Here is a 19479-nt window from a genome sequence, read left to right on the forward strand (position 1 = left end):
TGAGCAGTGAAATGGTAGCATGGATGAATTGCTGATCAGCAAGTTAAAAGCATAATAAAGCAGAGGCATGGAAATAACATTGCCCGGTAAAAGCTAAGCCAATCTGTAAGCAATGAATGGTGCCGGGCGCTTAGGTAAGAATTGTACGCATATGTTGTTAAAAATGAATAAGTATCAAATAGTGGTTTCGAAAGCAAAACAAATTGGTTTATTGTTGGGCTTCATTTTGTGCTGCAGTACTGCAAGTGCACAGCTACTGGAACCGGCTACAAAGCCAAATGAAGCACAAAGGGAAATGATTAAACGTGGTTATGGCATGTTTATGCATTTTGGCCTTAACACTTTTGCTAACCTGGAATGGTCTGACGGAACAATACCTGTTGATACCTATCATCCAACCAATCTCGATCCTGACCAGTGGGTAAAAACCGCTAAAGAAGCTGGTTTCCGTTATGTAGTGCTGGTTACCAAACATCACGATGGTTTTTGCCTTTGGGACAGTAAATACACCACTTACGATGTAGCATCTTCGCCCGTTAAAACCGATGTAGTAAAAGCCGTTGCCGATGCCTGTAAGAAATACGGTATCAAACTTGGTTTGTACTATTCGTTGTGGGACAGGCACGAACCTACTTATAAAGACAAAGACCCTAAAGTATATGTTAATTATATGCTCAATCAGCTTACCGAGCTGTTTACTAATTATGGCTCTATTTGCGAGCTTTGGCTGGATGGTGGCTGGGACAGGCAGCCCGGCGATTGGGGCGTAGACCAGTTGTATGCATTGGTTAAAAAATACAGTCCGCAGTGTGCAATCAGCATCAACCATACCATTGTGAACGAAGAAGGAAAACGCAAGTTCACCGTGCCGAGTAACATGACGGTAGATAATAAGTACTATTTTCAATACTTTCCGAGCGATTTTCGCCTGTGGGACCCACGTTTAGTAGGTAAATTTGATAAAAAACAGTATTTGCACCAGGGCAAATCTTATTATCTGCCTTTCGAGCATACCCTATGTTTAAGTTCGCGTTGGAACTGGTTTCAGAAAACAGAGGATTTACCGGTAAGGGAACTGGATGAACTGGAAGAGCTATTTTACTGGTGTACCGATAATGATAATACGCTGGTGATTAATGTACCTCCCGATAATACCGGAAGGATAAAGGAATATGAAGCGCTTGCTGTAATTGAACTGGGGAAAAGGCTGGGATTATCAGCCAATAAACCTCTGCCTAAAAACGGCGAGTTTATTTCGTTAAAAAGCCCGGTTACAGCCAGCAGTGTATTTGCAGATAAGGAGAACAAATACGAAGCAGCTGCGGTAACCGATGGCAGTTTGGATAGCCGTTGGGCTGCGGCCGATACGCTGGCCGAACTAACTATTGAGCTTAATCCGGCAAAACCGTTTAATAAGATTAGTGTATTCGAATACCAGGATACCAAACAATTACCAGATAATTTTTCGCAATTGCGCTTACCCCGGATTCAGGAATACGAAGTAGCGATTTTAAAAGATGAAAAATGGCAAACCATTTATTTAGGTACAACACCAATGGGCGATTGTAAGGTAATCAGGCTGCCCCGTAATTATCAGAGCAATAAGCTAAGGTTTAAGGTTAAAAAAGCTTCCGCACCACCTTCTATTTATGAAATTTCCGTTATAAACACTGGAAAAGGGTAATTATTGGCTTGGTGCTTATAAGCAAGTCTCTAACCTCTATTGCTAATATAACATAATAAGCAGCTAAAATAATTGATGAAAATAAGCCGGAAATAGCTGAAGTTTGAAGAACTAACCAAATAATTTCCGATGCAGTTAAGCCAGGGCTGTCCTGACCGTACTATCTTGCATTTGCCAATAAATGAGATATTGGCATTGCCGGCACTATTTGGCCTTTTAAAAACTATTTTATTTTAAAATGATGAGGAATATAAAAAGGTTTATCATGCTTTGCCTGATGGCACTGGTTACAATAAATGCAGTAGCAACAGGCATACCACATCAAAAAGCTGTCGATGTTTTCTTATCAGGCTTAAAACAATCAAAACCAAGGGTAATTTTAGCCGATGGAAGCCAGGCCAATGCCGCTAGTGTTTTGGTTAACCGCATTTGGAAAGGTAAGTTGTGTGCACTTTCTATAAAAAATACTTCCCAGCAAGCACTTAGCATTCGCGAAGTAGTGGTTTTTGACTTTAACCATGGCCTTAGCGGTAACACGCCCATTTATGGCGAGAGTTTCCAAAAGCTGGGCCAAATAGGGGGTACATTGGCTAAGCCCGAAGATTGGGGCTCTTATTCAGATCGTGCCCACTATAAAATACCCGAGCCAGAGGGCTTGCGTACGGCTTACGGTATGCTTACTTTGCAACCTCAGCAAGCCGATCGGTTATTAGTGGCTACCACTTCCTGCAACCGCTTTATTTCCCGTTTCTCCTTTGATGCAAAACGCCTTCGCATATCAATGGATTGCGAAAATCTGTTGTTAAAACCCGGTGAAACCTGGAACCTCGAAGAGTTTATGGGCGTGGCAGGCCCTGAAAGGGAAAAGCTCTACGATCAGCTTACCCGGGCCATTGCCGTACATCATCCTAAACTGGAGTTTAAGCCTATCCCCATGGGCTGGTGTTCGTGGTTATGTTTCGGGCCAAAAGTTACGGCCAAAAACGTTTCCGATAATACCGGATGGATTGCGAATAATTTACCTGAGTTAAAATATGTACAAATTGATGATGGTTATCAACCCTGGATGGGCGATTGGCTGGAGGCAGGCGATGCCTTCGGTGGTGGCGTATCCAATGTTTTAAAAGAAATAAAAGATAAAAAGCTCGAGCCAGCCATTTGGGTAGCGCCTTTTATCGCCAGTCCGCAATCCCGGTTGTTTAAAGAACATCCCGATTGGATGGTAAAAGACGAATCGGGTAAACCCATGCGCTCAGATAAAGTAGGATTTGGAGGCTGGCGTCAGGGTCCATGGTATGCGCTTGATGGTACGCATCCCGAAGTGCAGAAATATTTTACAGAATTGTTTAAAACCATGCGCGAAAAATGGGGCTGTACCTATTTTAAATTAGATGCCAACTACTGGGGAGCTATTCATGGTGGCGTGCATTACGATAAATCTGCTACCCGTATCGAAGCCTATCGCCGAGGTATGGAAGCCATCCGTAAAGGAGCAGGCGATGCTTTCCTGTTGGGTTGTAATCACCCGATTTGGGCCTCATTGGGCTTAGTTCACGGTTCGCGCAGCTCTATGGACATTTCGCACAGTTGGGACTCTTTTAAAAGCATAGGCAAAGAAAATCTGTTAAGAAGCTGGCAAAATGGCCGCTTCTGGTGGAATGATCCGGATTGTATTGTGCTTACAAGTGGTGGTTCTAATGGGGTAATGGATAATGCCGGTAATTTTACAGGTGATAAAAATGCCAAACCAGGCATTCCTGAAAACGAATTCCTTTTTCACGCAGCAAGCATATATGCCACCGGAGGGTTGTTGCTAAGCGGCGATGATCTGCCAACCATTAGTCCAGAGCATTTGGTAATTTTAAAGAAACTGATTCCACCAACAGGTGTGGCAGCAAGGTTCGAAAATGAAAAGTTCGAAGTAGGAAACACAACATTAAAAGGCGAAACGGTTTATTCGGTATTTAACTGGAGCAATACTCCTGTGAAACGTACCGTAAAACTACCAGCCGGAAAATACAGGCTTACCAATAAATTTACCGGCAAAGCTATTGGCGTGTTTCAAGGTGAGTATGTAATAAATGATATGGCAGGACGTAGCGGTTTGTTAATAACTGCAACAAGGGTTGCCAATTAAAAGCACTAGAGTGATTTGAACAAAGTAATGCTGCTCAATAACCGCTATAACCCGGTTAAATTGAAATAATGATGGTTAACCGCAGGGCTGTGGGACAAGGATTTTACAGACCAGCGAGGAATAATTGCGTAGTTTTAAAAAAATAACACCAATTAAACCTGAGTTAGAACAATGAAAAAAGTAACGCTGTCCTTATTATGTGCCCTCGTGGGTTTCAGTGCATTTTCTCAACAAACCATTATCAAATACCTTTCCGGAACGGATAAAGACCATACCGTAAACTGGGATTTTTATTGCACTGAAGGTAGAAAAAGCGGTGTATGGACCAAAATTGCAGTCCCCTCTAACTGGGAACAGCAAGGCTTTGGAGCCTATAATTATGGACACGATAAAATCAAAAATAAAGAGCAGGGTCAATACAAACATGAGTTTTTTGCTGATGGTGTAACAGGGAAAAAGGTATTCATTGTTTTTGAAGGTTCGATGACCGATACCAAGGTAATGGTTAATGGCATGCAGGCTGGCCCGGTACATCAGGGTAGTTTTTATAGCTTTAAGTACGATATAACCGATTTGGTAAAACCCAATGCCAAAAACCTGCTCGAAGTAACTGTCGATAAACAATCAGCCAACCCATCTGTAAATAAGGCGGAGCGCAGTGGCGATTTTTGGATCTTCGGTGGAATTTACCGCCCGGTTTATCTTGAAATTGTGCCGCAGACCTTTATCGAAAGGCTGGCCGTAAATGCAAAAGCCGATGGAGCATTTCAGCTGGATGTATATGCGCAAAACTTAAAACAAGGCGAACAAATTGAAGCCCAGGCAGAAAAGCTTAGTGGCGAAAAACTGGGTAGACCTTTTACGGCTAAGGCAAACGCAGCGGGTGATGGTTACGTATTGCAGGCTAATTTTAACAAACCTTTGTTGTGGAGTGCCGAATTTCCGAACCGGTACCAGGTAGTGGTTAGCATAAAGAATGAAAGGGGTATTGTTCACCAGATCAAACAAAAATTTGGTTTTCGTACGGTAGAGCTGCGTGCAAAAGATGGCTTGTACGTTAATGGAGCCCGCGTTTTGATGAAAGGCAGCAACCGCCACAGTTTTTGGCCAGAAACCGGTCGTACACTCAGCCATGGGGTTCATGTATTGGATGTACAGTTGATGAAGGATATGAACATGAATGCTGTGCGCATGTCGCACTACCCACCTGACCGGGACTTCCTGGAGGTTTGCGATTCACTTGGTTTATACGTGATAGACGAGCTTACCGGCTGGCAGGCCAATTACGATACGGAAATAGGTAAAAAACTGGTTAAAGAGCTGGTTGTGCATGATGTAAACCATCCTTCTATTTTATTTTGGGCCAATGGCAACGAAGGCGGCTTTAACCGCGAACTCGATGATCAATATGCATTGTACGATCCGCAAAACCGAACCGTTATCCACCCCTGGGAGAAATTTAATGGTACCGACACCAAGCATTACCCCGATTATAAGGGGATGGAAAGCAGAACCGCTACCGGCGAAGAAGTCTTTTTTCCTACCGAGTTTATGCATGCTTTGTACGATGGCGGGGCAGGAGCAGCACTCGATGATTTCTGGACACAAATGTTAAAACACCCACATGGTGGCGGTGGTTTTATATGGGCCTTTTTAGATGAATCGATCATTCGTACAGATAAAAATAATACGTATGATGGAGATGGTAATCATGCACCCGATGGTATTGTAGGGCCGCACCGCGAAAAAGAAGGCAGCTATTACACCATTAAAGAAATCTGGTCTCCGGCGTACATCAATCTACAAGCCCTTAAAGCAGATTTTGATGGTAAAATACCTGTCGAAAACCGCTATGCTTTCACTAACCTTAATCAATGTACATTTAAATGGAAGCTGGTTAAATTCCCTTCAGCAACTGCTAAAACTACAGCAGCCCTGGTAAGTGCAACAGGCATATTAAAGCCCCTAAACCTTAAACCAGCCGAAAAGGGCGTGTTAAGTTTACCATTACCCGCAACCTGGGCCAAAAACGATGCCTTATATCTTAGCGCATATGGTCCAGATAAAAAAGAGCTCTTTACCTGGAGCTGGACCATTTCCGCTCCGGCAGCTTTTGCATCTAAAATTAGCAGCACTACGGCCAAATCGAATATCAAATTAACGCAAACCGATGCCACATTGAGTATTAACTGCGACGGGGTCAGTTACGATTTTGATAAAACAACCGGCTATATCCAAAAAGTCGTAAAACCAACAGGCACTATTTCTTTGTCAGGCGGGCCGGTTTTGGCCGGAGTAAATACCCAACTCAAGCAGTTTACGCATCAGGCGGTTAAAGGCCAGTATATTGTTGAAGCCGATTATACAGGCGACGCTGCTTTACATGTAAAATGGACTTTTACTTCTGGGCAGCCTGTTAAACTGGAATATGAGTATAGCCAGCAAGGCGATGCAAGCTTTATGGGCATTACTTTCAATTACCCCGAAGAAAAAGTTACGGGAATGAAATGGTTGGGACGAGGGCCTTATCGCGTTTGGAAAAACAGGTTAAAAGGCCAGCAATTTGGTGTTTGGCATAAAGATTACAACAATACCATAACCGGTGAAAGCTGGAAATACCCCGAATTTAAAGGCTATCATGCCGAAGTAAACTGGGTAACAATCGAAAATCGCGAAGCTCCTTTTACAGTTTATACAGCAAATAAAAATATATACCTGCAAATGTTTAAGCCAGCACGCGAAGCCGCTGCACTGGCTAACAATAATGTCGAACCTGCTTTTCCTGATGGGAGCATTGGTTTTTTAAATGCCATTAGTCCAATCGGAACCAAGTTCCAATCGGCAAAAGTTATGGGGCCGCAAAGCGAACTGAACCATGCCAATGGCGAAAAGATCAGCGGTAAGCTATGGTTCGATTTCAGGTAAAAAATTAAAACACGGAATCTCATGCTAAAAGAGATTAACGAAGTAATACTGTGCTTAAAAATAAAGCCTGAAACCGTAAGGTTTCAGGCTTTATTTTTACTCCGAATACAGATCCAGATTTTATATTCCCCAGTTCTTATTAGGTTTTGGTCCCATTTGCAATATCAGTTTCCCACCCTTCAATAATTCGCTTGCAGGAAATTTGAAAGACTGTAATGGCTTTCCATTTAAGGTAGCTTTTTGTACATATTTATTGTCGCGTGATACATCAGAAGCCTCAATTGTAAATGATTTTCCACGGCCATACTGCTCACCAAGATTAATGGTTACCGATGGGAAAATAGGACTGGCAATTTCATAAACTGGTTCGATACTGCAGCCCCCATCCGTTTGGAACAAGCCCAAAGCAGCCATTACAAACCAGGCACTCATTTGGCCCTGGTCTTCATCACCCAGGTAAGCATTTGCTAAATCGCTGCCATAATACCTGTCGATAATTGCCCTGCTCCAACGCTGCGTTAGCCAGGGCTTTTGCACCCAGTTAAACAAAAAGGCAAAATGCATCGACTGCTGGTTACCCTGAATTACCGGATAATCCCAGTACTGGTCGCCCGGTGCATTGAAACGTAATTTATTACTTTCTGTAAACCCCCACGACAGGCGCTCTACAAATTTATCTGCCCCAATCTCTTTCGCCAATCCCGGTACATCCTGTGGTACAAAATAGGTGAGCTGCCAGGCATTACCTTCTACATAGTGGTGGTTGGCACCTGATTTAAAAGGATCGAAATCTGGCGCCCAGGTACCGTCTGATTTACGCATCCGGGCATACCCCGTTTCCTTGTCAATTGCATTACGCCAATAGTTTCCCCTTATGGCAAATTCTTTTTCATCTTCTTTTTTGCCCAACGCCCGCGCAAACTGCGAAACCGTCCAGTCATCGTAAGCATATTCTAAGGTATTAGAAAATCTTCCAAGGTCGTAAGGTACGAAATGGTACTTTAGGTAGGGGACCAGATCACGGTTGCCCGCATAACCGAGCCCCACCTTTTGTGATGGAGTAGTTTGCATTTTCTTCATGGCTTCAAACGCTTTATTGGCATCGAAATCGCGTATGCCCATTTGATAGGCGCTCACCATTAACGGAATTTCATGTTCTGCAACCATTACGGGTACATAATTCATGCCCGCAGGTCCTTTGGCCAGCCAGCCATTGGTATCGTACATGGCCAGCTGCGATTTTACCCATTTAGAAGACCACTCAGGGGTAACCAGGTTCCAAAACTGGTTCAGGTTCCAGAAGGTATTCCAAAAAGCATCGCAACCCAGTGCCAGCGAATTAGGGTCTTTGAGTTTCTGCACTTTTTGAAAAGCATCTACCCAGCTGCCATCCAGGTCGCTCCAGGTATTCCGGCTGGCCAGTGCCCTGTACATATTGGTATAAAAACGGATTTTCTCTCTCCGGTCGTTAGATTGAACAGCCACCCGTCCAATCAGCTTATTCCAGGTATCACGTTGTCCGTTTCTTACCTTATCAAAACTCCATCCATAAGGTTCGGTAATTTCCTGTTTCAGGTTATCTGAAGCATTTTCAATGCTCACCATCGAAATACCCGTACGCACCTGCACCACCGGGTTTGTTCTGGTGTCGAACTCTACATAGGCACCAGCATCTTTTACTTCCCCGGTATTTACCAGATCTTTATTACCCACGCTATCATTCTGCCAGGTTCCGAATTTTTGAATTGGCTGATCAAATTCAATTACGAAATGGAGCTGGTAATCCTGGTTTACATCACCCGACCAGGCACCGGGCGTAAACTGTCTCGATACCCCTTCAATCCGCCTGTCGCTTACTTTTTTCAGGGTTACATTTTTAAGTGTATAGGCATATTCAGAGGGGATTTGTAAATCAATCATCACCCTCGAATCAGTAGCTTTAGGGTAGGTATAACGCTGGAAACCGCAGCGGGTAGTGGCAGTTAGCTCTGCTTTAACCTTATAATCGCTTAGCATTACTTTATAGTAACCCAAAGGGGCTTCTTCTGTTGCTTTATCAATCTGCGAGCGGTAGCCCTCGCCAGTACTCCGCTCATCGCCTGTTTTAATCTTTAGCGGGCCGTTTACCGGCAGCATGCCTAAGCCGGCCATTGTCCATTCGTGGATGTGGCTAAATACACCCACACTCTCAAAACTTGGTTCGTAACCAGCCTGCCAGCCGTTATTCTGGTTGTCGGGGCTGAGTTTTACCATACTAAAGGGCATCCAGGGGCCAGGAGCAATCATCCAGCGGGAATGAGCAGTGCCCATTCTGGTATCTACATAATCTGCAGGCGTAAACAACCGTTGTGCCGATCGTTTTACCATGCCATTTTCCAGCAATATCCCATCACTGTAAATCTCATACTTACTTTGTTTAGCTACTGTAACAGCAGGCATGGGCACCTCGAACTGGTATCTTGCACTATCCAGCCGCTCACGGAATACCTCACTACCATCCAGTTTTACCGTTAGCACAGGTTTGCCAGAAATCAGCTGTGCATCGACTAATAAAGGCTGAATTTCTTTACCTTGCGCGTTAAGTTGATAATCCGCAGGCTTTACCCTTCTCAAAAACACATTTTTATTGCTGATTAACCTGGCCGAAGCCGGGCCTTCCAACCTCACCTGATCAAACACCAGCCACGATCCCTCAAGGGTGGTCATCAAAATCTCATTACCGCCTTTCCGCAACTGTTTCGCTTCAAGTGGAATTTCAATTTTATATTCGTGTGCTGTGTTTAAATCACCTTCAAAAGACTTATCAGCCTCCCGTTTAGGCAATTGTTTTACATGCGAAACACCATTAATGGTAACTTTAAACAGGGGAGGTAGTGTGCCCTGATAACCAATCAGGTCTACTACAAATTTCCAGCCCGCTCCTGTAGGCTGGTGTTGCAGGCCGAATAAAATATTGGCATTATGTGTTCTTAGACCTGAGGTTCCGCCTGTGCCTCCCCAGGCATCTTTGGGGCCAGGCAATATATAAGCCCAATCCTGCTCAGGCTTTGAAACACCAATCAGATAAAACTTATCTTCCCAGCCAAAATCTTTTTCCAAAAAATGCTTATAACCCGATGGCGCCAGCGCCAGTTCTGCCGATTTGTTATCTGCATTGCCGATTTGCCACAAAGTTGTTTGGGCGCTCGTGGTACTGGTTAAGTACAACAAAAGCAGGGTTAGTAATTTGTTCAGGGATAATTTTCTCTTGTTCATTTGTGTTTACATTTTTGATCTACTCTACCGCTTAGCTTATAATGAAATAAGTATAAACTGGAGTAAATAGTTTGTATGTACATATTAAAAATTGAAGTTAGTTAGAATTTAGTGTTTTTAGATGTAAAAAATGAAAATAGTATCCTTTTTTATCAAGGGACATAAATAGCCTTGTTACGGAAAGCGTAATATGTATGTACAATATTTGTTTTTATGATTGCTTTCTAATCAGAACCGGAAATCTCATCTGTGCGAAAATGAATGAATTTGAAAATACCACCCTAAGTAGGGAAGCTTTGATTTTTAGGCGAATTATCTGTTTGTAAATGGTGCTTTAATTTTAAAAAATAATTTTTTATTAACTTTCTTATGTTTAGTTTTATTAAACATTTACACAATAATATTAAACATTTAAACTATGAAAAAATTAAAATCCCTACTATTTCTAATTGCGACGGCGCTGGTCGTACTTTCGTGTAAAAAGGCTGTAACAGAGGCTGGTGCAAGTGCATCATCCCCGGATGAAAAGGCAACTGCGCGGAATATCTTGGCTGTAAAACCTAAAAAAGTACTTTTTATTGGTATTGATGGTTGTGTGTGGAAAGCCCTCACAGCGACTAATGCACCGAACCTAAAAAACCTGATGGACCAGTCTTATACAAGCACCAATGCATTGGCACAGGTGCCCACCTGGTCATCAAACGGATGGTCGGCATTGTTTACTGGTGTAGGTGTTGCCAAACACAAAGCATCTGATAATAGCTTTTCGGGTGCTGACTTTGTAAACTATCCTTCTTTTTTCCGGCAGATTAAAACCAGCTTACCTGCTTTAAGAACAGCATCGATCGTAACCTGGTCGTCGATAAATAATTTTATTGTCGCCACACCTGATGTAACTGTAAAACAGAACAGTGCAAATGATAATGCCACTGAAGTCAGAATTATACAGGAAATTACCAGCAGCAATACAGATGTTTCCTTTTGTCATTTCGATAATGTAGATCATGCCGGCCATGCGAGTAACTACAGGCTTACCTCACAAATGTATATTGATTCGGTAAAGGCCGTTGATGCCAGAGTAGGAAGGATACTGAATGCGGTAAAAACGCGGACTACTTATAACAATGAAGATTGGCTTATTGTAGTTGCTACAGATCATGGCGGCGATTTAAGTCACGGGGAAGTAGTTACCTGGAGCAAAATGCATTTATTATCCTGAACAATAGCGCAATTAGCCCACAACTGGTAAATACACTGCCCACCACTACCACCGAATCAAATCCGCATAATATTACCACTGTCGATTTTAAAACAAATGTGTACGGAGAGCTTCCAGCCTTAAGTAACCTGAACTTAAGTGCAACCAGCAGTTTTACCATCGAATTTAGGGCCAGGGCAACTACAACCACCAGCGATCCGGTAATTATCGGTAATAAAAACTGGGCGAGTGGTTATAACAAAGGCATTATAATTGCCAATAGAAATGGTGTAATCAGGGCTAACTTTGGCGATGGAACACACCGCCTGGATATAGATGGGGTAGACCTCAGTGATCAGTTATGGCATCAGGTAGCTGTGGTAGTTAACCGGGGTACACAAAAAGCTATCCTATATGATGGTGGCATTCAGGTAGCCGAAGGTAATATCTCGTCGGTGGGCGATTTACAAAGCGGTAATGTATTTAAAATCGGGCAGGATGGAACTGGCAATTATAGCCCTTATTTTACCGGTAATATTTCTGAGCTAAGGTTGTTTAAATCGGCTTTACCGGCAACCAGTATCAGTGCATACAGTTTTACCGCTTTAACATCTGCACACCCACAGCAAGCAGATTTAGTTTTATATACCAAGGGGAATGAAACATCCGGAACGGTTTACAACGGTACATTGGTTACGCCAAAAATAAATATCCTAACCAAAAACAGCGCGACAATTACCCGCAGTGCTTTAACGGTTCCAATTTTTTATCGTAAAACAACCGATTATCATGGTGCTCCATATTTATACACCGTGCCGCCAACCATTTTAAGCTTTCTGGGTATTAGCCCTCCGGCTTATTATGACGGGCAAACCCTGATTAATTTTTAATTGATTATGAAAATGATAGACTTAAAAAGCACTAAGGTTTTGATCAGGAATACTTAATTATACTTTAAGAGTTATGCATAATGTAATACAGCCTGAAATCCTATGATTTCAGACTGTATTTTTTGTAAGGAAAGCTGCCAGCGAACCAGATATCTGTTCTTAGTCTGCAAAATTGTTAATTCTAATCAGCATTTTATTAAGGAATTTTGCCTTTTTTACATAGCCTTTCAAATAGACTGAAATGTCTCATTTGTTTTGTGTAAGGCCTGTTCTACCAACAAAAAGCTGCTTTTTTGTCCGGATTTAGCTGCTTAGCTAGCTTAAAATAATACTACTGCATGAGCAGAACCTTTTTTTACAATTTGTTGCAGTGGTTTAAAGTACATAGCTTTATCAGCGCCTTTAAACATTTGTTAAAGAGGCATAAACCAAATATCGAACTATTCCCTGCCTAATTTGAGATGGATATTATTGCATTACAACATAGGATTGCATTAATGAGAGATGAAACAGCTTACAAAAAGCTATTTCTCCATTTTTATTCAGGGCTATTGCGCTTTAGCATCACTTACGTAAAACAGAAAGAGATTGCCGAAGAAATTGTATCAGATGTATTGTTGAAAGTGTGGACGATGGAAAAAGCGCTGCTCGATGTTTCAAATGCCAAAGTATACCTTTTCTGTGCAACTAAAAACAGCTCGATTAACTTTTTGGTGAGAAATAGAAAATATACCACCTGGGATATTGATCAGGTAGCCCCATCAAGTTTAGTAGAACTTTCTACACCAATGGAAAGGATGCTGGATGCCGAATTGAAGGAAAAGATCGAAAAATGCGTTAAAGCCCTCTCTCCTAAATGCAGGATGGCTTTTATGTTAAACAGGCAGGATGGCCTTTCTTACCGTGAAGTTGCTGAGATCATGGAAATTTCTTCGAATACCGTTGACCGGCATCTGCAGCTGGCACAGCAAAAACTGGGCGCTGCTTTAAGCGTATATCTACACCGTTAAAAATATTTAAAATTTTATTGGGGACTTTTCCCTTTTCTGTTGTCTTACACATTAATAACCTTTTTTATTGATGGACGACGCACGCTTTTACTGGCTGATCAACCAGGTTAATGCCGGTAATATTTTAGACGAAGAATTAAATGAATTGCACGAACTTATGGAGTACGATCCGGGTTTGCGCACTATATATACCCTTTTAACGGCTAAATCTGAGCCTCAAAGCCGGGCAGAAGAAGCACAAGCCATGGAGGCCTACATGGCACATTATGCTAAAATGCAGTTGTCGGGCCATTTTGATCAGGCAACAACAGACCAATCCTTATTATCACAAAAAACTGAAAAGAAAAAGATATTCAAACTTCCTAAAAGGCTACTCCAGGCTGCTGCAGCAATGCTGTTGCTTGCAATCCCCATTTACTTGCTGATGTTAAAAAAACAAAGTAATCAAGAGCTGGTATTGGTAACCAAAAAAGGAGAAAAAAATAAGGTTGTATTGGCCGATGGTACCAAAGTTTGGCTGAATGCCGATAGTAAACTTTCTTATTCCAAAGTATTTACAGGTGCTACAAGAGCTGTTACCTTAAGCGGAGAAGCTTATTTTGAGGTTGCGCGCGATAAAAAACATCCTTTTATTATTTCGGCTAATGGGATCAAGGTAAAAGTTTTGGGAACGGCTTTTAACTTAAAAGCTTATCCGGACGATGAGAATACCGAAACAACACTGATTCATGGCCTGGTAGAGGTAAGTATGGATGATCAGCCTTTAAGCCGAATTAGCCTTAAACCCGGAGAGAAGCTGAAAGTGCACAATGAGCAAAAAGACAAACCGAAAGAAACCGTCAAAAAAGAACAGCCTACTATTCTGCTGAGCAAATCGAATGTACAGATTGAAGATAATAAAGTAAAAGAAAGTCTTTGGACCGAAAACAAGCTGGTATTTGATGGCGAGCCTTTTCAAAATATTGCTGTTAAGCTTGGCAGATGGTACAATAAAGAAATTATCATTAATGATGAAGACCTCGCAAGGATTAATTTATCAGGAACCTATGAAAATAAAACCCTCGAGCAGGTGTTGCTTTCCCTGCAGTTAGCAGCCAAATTTAACTACCGGATAGAAAAAAATCTGGTTTATATCCAATCAATAACCTCAACCAAAAACTAAACCAATTGATATGAAAGAAACCTAAACTTTAGAGAAAAAAAAGGAGAATGTTGACGCATCCCCCTTTAATTGTGAATTGTCGAAATGGCCCTCGCTGAACACGTATTAAGCCATTTAATTAACAAAACCAAAAAACAAATATATGAAAAAAAATGAACCACAGGCCGTTCTGCAACGGCCGTATCGTTCTATGCTCAAGCTTTTGCTTATGATGAAAATTGTTGTACTTTTTATTTTATTAGGTACGCTACAAACGTTTGCCACCCGGAGTGTTGCACAGGAGAAAGTTTCTATTTCTATGCAGCAGGTAGACCTGAAACAGATATTCAAATCTATTGAAAATCAAACCACTATACATTTTGTGTACAATGATGAGATTTTGCCCGCCGGCAAGTTCTTTAATGCCAGTTTTGCCAACCAATCGTGGAAAGATGTACTTGCAACGGTGTTGGCCAACACAGGTATTCATTACCGTATTGTAGAAGAAAACCTGGTAGTTTTGACCCTTGGCGACCATAACCGGATTGTAGTTAGGGGAAAGGTAACCGACGCCAAAAACACCGGGATCCCGGGAGTAAGCGTTTTAGAAAAAGGAACAAAAAACGGCGCTGTTACCAACGAAAATGGCGAGTTTAATATCAATGTTACCGATGTATCGGCTACTTTGATTTTTAAGTTTGTGGGTTATGTTACCCAGGAGTTGAATGCCAGCAATAGCTTTATGACGGTGGTGCTAAAAGAAGATGCAGCAGAGCTAAATGAAGTAGTAGTTGTGGGCTACGGCAAGCAGGAGAAGAAATTTTTAACAGGGTCTGTAGTTTCTATCTCAGGCAGTACAGTTAGCAATATTCCGGTTTCCAATGTTTCCAATGCGCTTGCCGGAAGATTAGCTGGTTTGGTGGTAATGTCCCCAAGTGGCCTACCGGGAGTAAGTTCTTCAGTAAGGGTTAGGGGAACTACTTCATATTCTGGTCAGGACCCGCTTTATGTTATAGATGATATTCCGCGTAGTAAACAAGAGTTTGATTTACTTTCGCCCAATGATATCGAGAGTATCTCGGTTTTAAAAGATGGTGCGGCAGCTATTTACGGGGTTAGAGGCGGTAGCGGTGTAGTACTGGTTACCACCAAACAAGGCGCCGAAGGACCTGCTAAGTTTAGTTTTAACATCAGTCACGGACAATCAGATCCTACGCGCATGCCTAAAAGGCTAAACTCATACCAGGATGCACTTTACCGCAACAATTACTATCTAAATCAAGGCGTTGCAGCTAACGATCCGCGATATTATACACCCGATGAACTTGAATTTTATAAGGCCGGAACCATTAATACAGATCTTTTTGAAATGATTAGTAAAACGCCGCGCACTACCGATGCCAATTTAAGTGTAACAGGTGGCTCGCAAAATGCCCGGTATTATGTTTCTACAGGTTATTTTAGCGAAACCGGCTTGTTTGATAAGTTAGAATCTAAACGGTTTAACATACTCAGTAACCTCGATTTCAAATTTGGCAATGGTTTTTCAGCTAAGGTAAACTTGCAGGGAACAGTTAGGCCAAATACCACTCCATGGTGGTATGATGGCGTAAATACAACAACCTTAAGCGATCTTACCCGTGCTGCAATGAATTTTACTCCGCTAAGCCCTGCGTATGTAAACGGTCTGCCCGATGGAAGTTTATACCACTTTTTAGTACCCGAGGTAATTAAAAATGGTTATATCAAAGGAGATCGGACCAATTTGAATGGTTTCTTAAAACTGAGTTACAATCCAAATTATATTAAAGGATTTGGTGCCGATATCAGTTACAATTACAATAAACAATCAGACCTGTATAAAACCAGGTATCAGCCTTATACCCTTTATCTTTTCAACCGTTTTGGAGGCAACAACCATTTAATTGGCGATCAGGTAATTGGTACCAAGGCTGCTGCGCAGCAACCTTACGATTTTTTTCAGGAGCAGTACATCCAAAACAAAACTTATGTATTTAATGCTGCTGCCCATTACGACCGTACTTTTGGTCAGCACGATCTGAGTGTGCAGGTTTTTTACGAGCAATCCGAATCTAAAGGAGATAATTTCTCCGCTAAGGGCGAAAACCTGCTCTCGAGTACTATCGATCAGCTATTTGTAGCCAATAGCGATCCTGCCCGCCGTTCTTTAACCGGCACTGGTAATGAATTCGGAAGATCGTCGGTTTTTGGCCGCTTGAACTACAAATTTAAAGGTAAATACCTTTTAGATGCAATTGTACGTGCCGATGCGTCATCAGCTTTTGCCCCTAAAAATAAGTGGGGATATTTCCCTTCACTATCCGGCGGATGGATTTTATCCGAAGAACCTTTTATTAAAAACATGCTACCTAATGTCGATAATTTGAAACTTAGGGCAGGTTATGGTTTGCTGGGCTATGATAATATTGATCTCTCTCAATGGTATTCTTATTTTTCATTACAAAGCAGCGCCGTTTTTTCAACTCCTGTAAATACCATTGCACCACAACGTTATCCTAATCCGGATATTAAATGGCAAAAAATTGCCACCACCAACATCGGGGTAGATGCCAGTTTTTATAAAGGATTAATAAGCGGTAGCCTGGATTTATTTTACAAGAAAACATCCGATTTGTTAGTGGCCAACCAAACCGTCGTTCCATCTACATTTGGTATTGCACTGGCACAGGTTAATTATGGGCAGGTTAATGCCAAAGGTTTTGAGTTAACTTTAAGGCATGATAATCAGATTGGACAAGTTAAATATTATGTTGGTTTTAACTTTGCCTACACCACCAATAAGGTAATCAAATATCCCGAGCAGGCCAATATTCCCGATTATCAGCGCAGAACCGGTAGGCCGGTTAATTTTATTACAGGTTATCAGTCTAACGGCATTATTCGCAATCCGGAACAACTGGCCAATTACCTGAAACTAAAATACGGCACGCGGGCATTTGAGCTTGGTGATATTGGTTTTGCCGATCTTTTTGGTCCCAGCAATGGTGCGCCTGATGGTATAATCAATGCCAATGATAATGTGGTTTTATCTAACCTGTCATACGATCCGCGCATTACCTATGGTATCCCCCTGGGCGCTTCGTGGAAAGGCTTTGATCTTGGCGTATTGTTACAAGGCGTAGGGGCGCGTAAAGTAATGCTTAGCGACAGGAGTCAGTGGCAGGAGCAAAATGTACTTGCCTTTTGGTCAGATTTCTGGTCGGCTGAGAATCCAAATGCAGCTTACCCCAAAATTGGCGGTTTAAACGGAACCGAAGGACCTGCCTCATCATTTTGGCTTCGTAGCGGTAACTACCTGAGGTTAAAAAGCCTGGAGCTTGGTTACACCTTACCTGCAAGGGCTACAAAAAGCATTGGTTTGGAGAAATGCCGTTTGTTCTTAACCGGAACCAATCTTTTCATTATCAGCGATGATATTAAGATGTACGATCCGGAATTACCCACAAACGAAACCGGTTATGGCGCATTCCAATACCCAATGCTCAGAACCATTTCTGCAGGTGCAAGTATTTCTTTTTAAACAATGTGAGCCAATTAAAAAGATCAGAACATGAAAAAAATATGCTTTAAAATATGCTGTTTAGCTACCGTGCTTTTTATGGCATGGAGCTGCAAAAAAGTAACAGAAAAGAACGACATCAATAATATACAAGATGCTTTGGTGTGGCAGGATACCGTTTTGATAACCGCTTTTGCCAATAACCTCTATCTCGATGTTCCATCCTGGGACCTGGGTTTAACCGGTTATACCGATGAGTCGAGAAATGGTAACCCGGTAATTAACGGCACGGTTACGCCCGATGCCAGTATCTCTTACTGGCCCTACACTGCAATCCGTAAAATTAATTTAATGATCAAGCAGTTGCCTACTTCGGCCGGAAGTGCCGGTTTGAAGAACAGGTTTACCGGAGAGGCTAAGTTTTTAAGGGCCTATCAATATTTTCAAATGGTAAGAAGGCACGGAGGTGTTCCCATTATAACGGTTCCACAAGAGCTTACCGACGATATTTTTGTGAGCCGGAACAAAACTTCCGAATGTATCAGTTTTATGGTAAAGGATTTGGATGAGGCCATTGCCTTATTGCCTTCGGTTACGCCTGGTTCAAATGTAGGCCGGGCGAGTAAAGAAGCAGCGCTTGCCTTAAAAGCCCGCATCCTGGTCGATTGGGCTTCGCCACGTTACAATCCTAACAATGATGCTAGCCGCTGGCAAGCGGCTTACGCTGCCTGTAACGAGGCGCTAACAAAATTAAATGCCAGTGGTTATGGCCTTTTCGATTCGTACGGCAGTTTATTCCTTACCGAGATGAATAAGGAAGTAATTTTTGCCATTCGTTTTGCTAATCCCGGCCGTACGCAAGGGCGCGATGCTACAGTTAGACCCATTTCAGTATCGGTAAATTCGACTGGCGGAAATCAGCCCTCGCAAGAGATGGCAGATGCCTATCCGATGAAAGATGGTTCGGATGTGAATAGTGCCCTGAGTTATCAGCAGCGTTTTAGTGGCCGCGACGACCGGTTTTATGCTACCATCGTTTACAATGGCGCCACTTATTTTGGCCGTAAACAGTGGACCTATGTTAACTCTGGCATAGATGGTTATCGCGATGTGAACGGTACCTATACTGGATATTATTGTAAAAAAGCGGTCGATACTACCTTAACGGCTGCCCAGGCCGGCACATCAGGCACTGATTTTATTGCCATCAGGTATGCCGATATTTTATTGCTTGCAGCCGAGGCTGCCAACGAAACCGGAAATGCCAGTGTTGCTTACGATGCTTTAACTAAAATCCGTGCAAGGGCTAAAATCCTACCAGGCGTTAATAATTTGTATGGTTTAACCGCAGGGATGAGTCAGACCGATTTAAGAAGCCGGATTCAGAAAGAGCGTCAGGTTGAGCTTGCTTTTGAGCAGATCCGTTTCTTCGACCTTTTGCGATGGAACACGCTTTCCAGCACACTGAATGGTAAAACCCGCAAAGCATTGAAACTGATTAATCCAACTCCTGCAGTACCGCCAACCAGCGCAACAGTATTTACAGAGAGTTTAGATCCAATCGATCTTCAACCCATCGTAATTCAGGGGAATAGTCTTTTTTATCCCATTCCGCGGAGTATTATTCAGAATAACCCTAAAATTCTGCAAAACATAGGCTGGGAAAACGGAACTTTTGATCCGGTACAATAAATATCA

At 42.3% G+C, this 19479-nt stretch carries 10 protein-coding genes; 9 read left to right on the forward strand and 1 reads right to left on the reverse strand.

Annotated elements, in window-relative coordinates:
* Nucleotides 1-163: 163 nt before the first annotated feature.
* The 3 genes from G7074_RS14530 (at nt 164) to G7074_RS14540 (ending at nt 6746) form a co-directional block, all read left to right on the forward strand.
* Nucleotides 164-1684 (forward strand): alpha-L-fucosidase, encoded by a 1521-nt coding sequence (locus G7074_RS14530; protein WP_166209092.1) that lies wholly within the window; start codon nt 164-166, stop codon nt 1682-1684.
* Between the two features lie 238 nt (nt 1685-1922).
* Nucleotides 1923-3821: a glycoside hydrolase family 36 protein gene (locus G7074_RS14535; protein ID WP_166209094.1), complete on the forward strand. Its 1899-nt coding sequence runs from the start codon at nt 1923-1925 to the stop codon at nt 3819-3821.
* A 171-nt stretch (nt 3822-3992) separates the two neighbouring features.
* A complete protein-coding gene (locus G7074_RS14540) occupies nt 3993-6746 on the forward strand; it encodes a glycoside hydrolase family 2 TIM barrel-domain containing protein (RefSeq protein WP_166209095.1) in 2754 nt (917 codons plus the stop codon).
* 120 nt (nt 6747-6866) lie between these two features.
* Here G7074_RS14540 and G7074_RS14545 read toward each other — a convergent pair whose 3' ends face one another.
* Complete coding sequence (locus tag G7074_RS14545) at nt 6867-10001, reverse strand: GH92 family glycosyl hydrolase (protein WP_166209097.1); 3135 nt, start codon at nt 9999-10001, stop codon at nt 6867-6869.
* Nucleotides 10002-10419: 418 nt separating this feature from the next.
* Between G7074_RS14545 and G7074_RS14550 the strand changes: the two genes are divergently transcribed.
* The 6 genes from G7074_RS14550 (at nt 10420) to G7074_RS14575 (ending at nt 19473) form a co-directional block, all read left to right on the forward strand.
* Nucleotides 10420-11220, forward strand: a complete 801-nt coding sequence (locus tag G7074_RS14550) for an alkaline phosphatase family protein (protein ID WP_166209099.1) — start codon at nt 10420-10422, stop codon at nt 11218-11220.
* Nucleotides 11133-12089, forward strand: coding sequence for a LamG domain-containing protein (locus tag G7074_RS14555; RefSeq protein WP_166209101.1), 957 nt, complete (start codon nt 11133-11135; stop codon nt 12087-12089). The genes G7074_RS14550 and G7074_RS14555 overlap by 88 nt, the downstream gene beginning before the upstream one ends.
* Nucleotides 12090-12550: 461 nt before the next feature.
* A complete protein-coding gene (locus G7074_RS14560) occupies nt 12551-13099 on the forward strand; it encodes an RNA polymerase sigma-70 factor (RefSeq protein ID WP_124558443.1) in 549 nt (182 codons plus the stop codon).
* A 70-nt stretch (nt 13100-13169) separates the two neighbouring features.
* Nucleotides 13170-14261: a FecR family protein gene (locus G7074_RS14565; RefSeq protein ID WP_124558444.1), complete on the forward strand. Its 1092-nt coding sequence runs from the start codon at nt 13170-13172 to the stop codon at nt 14259-14261.
* A 142-nt stretch (nt 14262-14403) separates the two neighbouring features.
* On the forward strand, nt 14404-17802 hold the full coding sequence (locus G7074_RS14570) for a SusC/RagA family TonB-linked outer membrane protein (protein ID WP_166209103.1): 3399 nt from the start codon (nt 14404-14406) through the stop codon (nt 17800-17802).
* 30 nt (nt 17803-17832) lie between these two features.
* Entirely contained in the window at nt 17833-19473 is a 1641-nt protein-coding gene (locus tag G7074_RS14575; RefSeq protein ID WP_124558446.1) for a RagB/SusD family nutrient uptake outer membrane protein, read from the forward strand.
* The last annotated feature ends 6 nt before the right edge of the window (nt 19474-19479 follow it).

It is taken from the genome of Pedobacter sp. HDW13, assembly GCF_011303555.1.
Classification (GTDB): Bacteria; Bacteroidota; Bacteroidia; order Sphingobacteriales; family Sphingobacteriaceae; genus Pedobacter.

Excerpts from the sequence above, each read along its gene's own strand:
- G7074_RS14530 (WP_166209092.1), top strand. The coding sequence starts at position 164 with ATGAATAAGTATCAAATAGTGGTTTCGAAAGCAAAACAAATTGGTTTA.
- G7074_RS14535 (WP_166209094.1), top strand. The coding sequence starts at position 1,923 with ATGATGAGGAATATAAAAAGGTTTATCATGCTTTGCCTGATGGCACTG.
- G7074_RS14540 (WP_166209095.1), top strand. The coding sequence starts at position 3,993 with ATGAAAAAAGTAACGCTGTCCTTATTATGTGCCCTCGTGGGTTTCAGT.
- G7074_RS14545 (WP_166209097.1), bottom strand. The coding sequence starts at position 10,001 with ATGAACAAGAGAAAATTATCCCTGAACAAATTACTAACCCTGCTTTTG.
- G7074_RS14550 (WP_166209099.1), top strand. The coding sequence starts at position 10,420 with ATGAAAAAATTAAAATCCCTACTATTTCTAATTGCGACGGCGCTGGTC.
- G7074_RS14560 (WP_124558443.1), top strand. The coding sequence starts at position 12,551 with ATGGATATTATTGCATTACAACATAGGATTGCATTAATGAGAGATGAA.
- G7074_RS14565 (WP_124558444.1), top strand. The coding sequence starts at position 13,170 with ATGGACGACGCACGCTTTTACTGGCTGATCAACCAGGTTAATGCCGGT.
- G7074_RS14570 (WP_166209103.1), top strand. The coding sequence starts at position 14,404 with ATGAAAAAAAATGAACCACAGGCCGTTCTGCAACGGCCGTATCGTTCT.
- G7074_RS14575 (WP_124558446.1), top strand. The coding sequence starts at position 17,833 with ATGAAAAAAATATGCTTTAAAATATGCTGTTTAGCTACCGTGCTTTTT.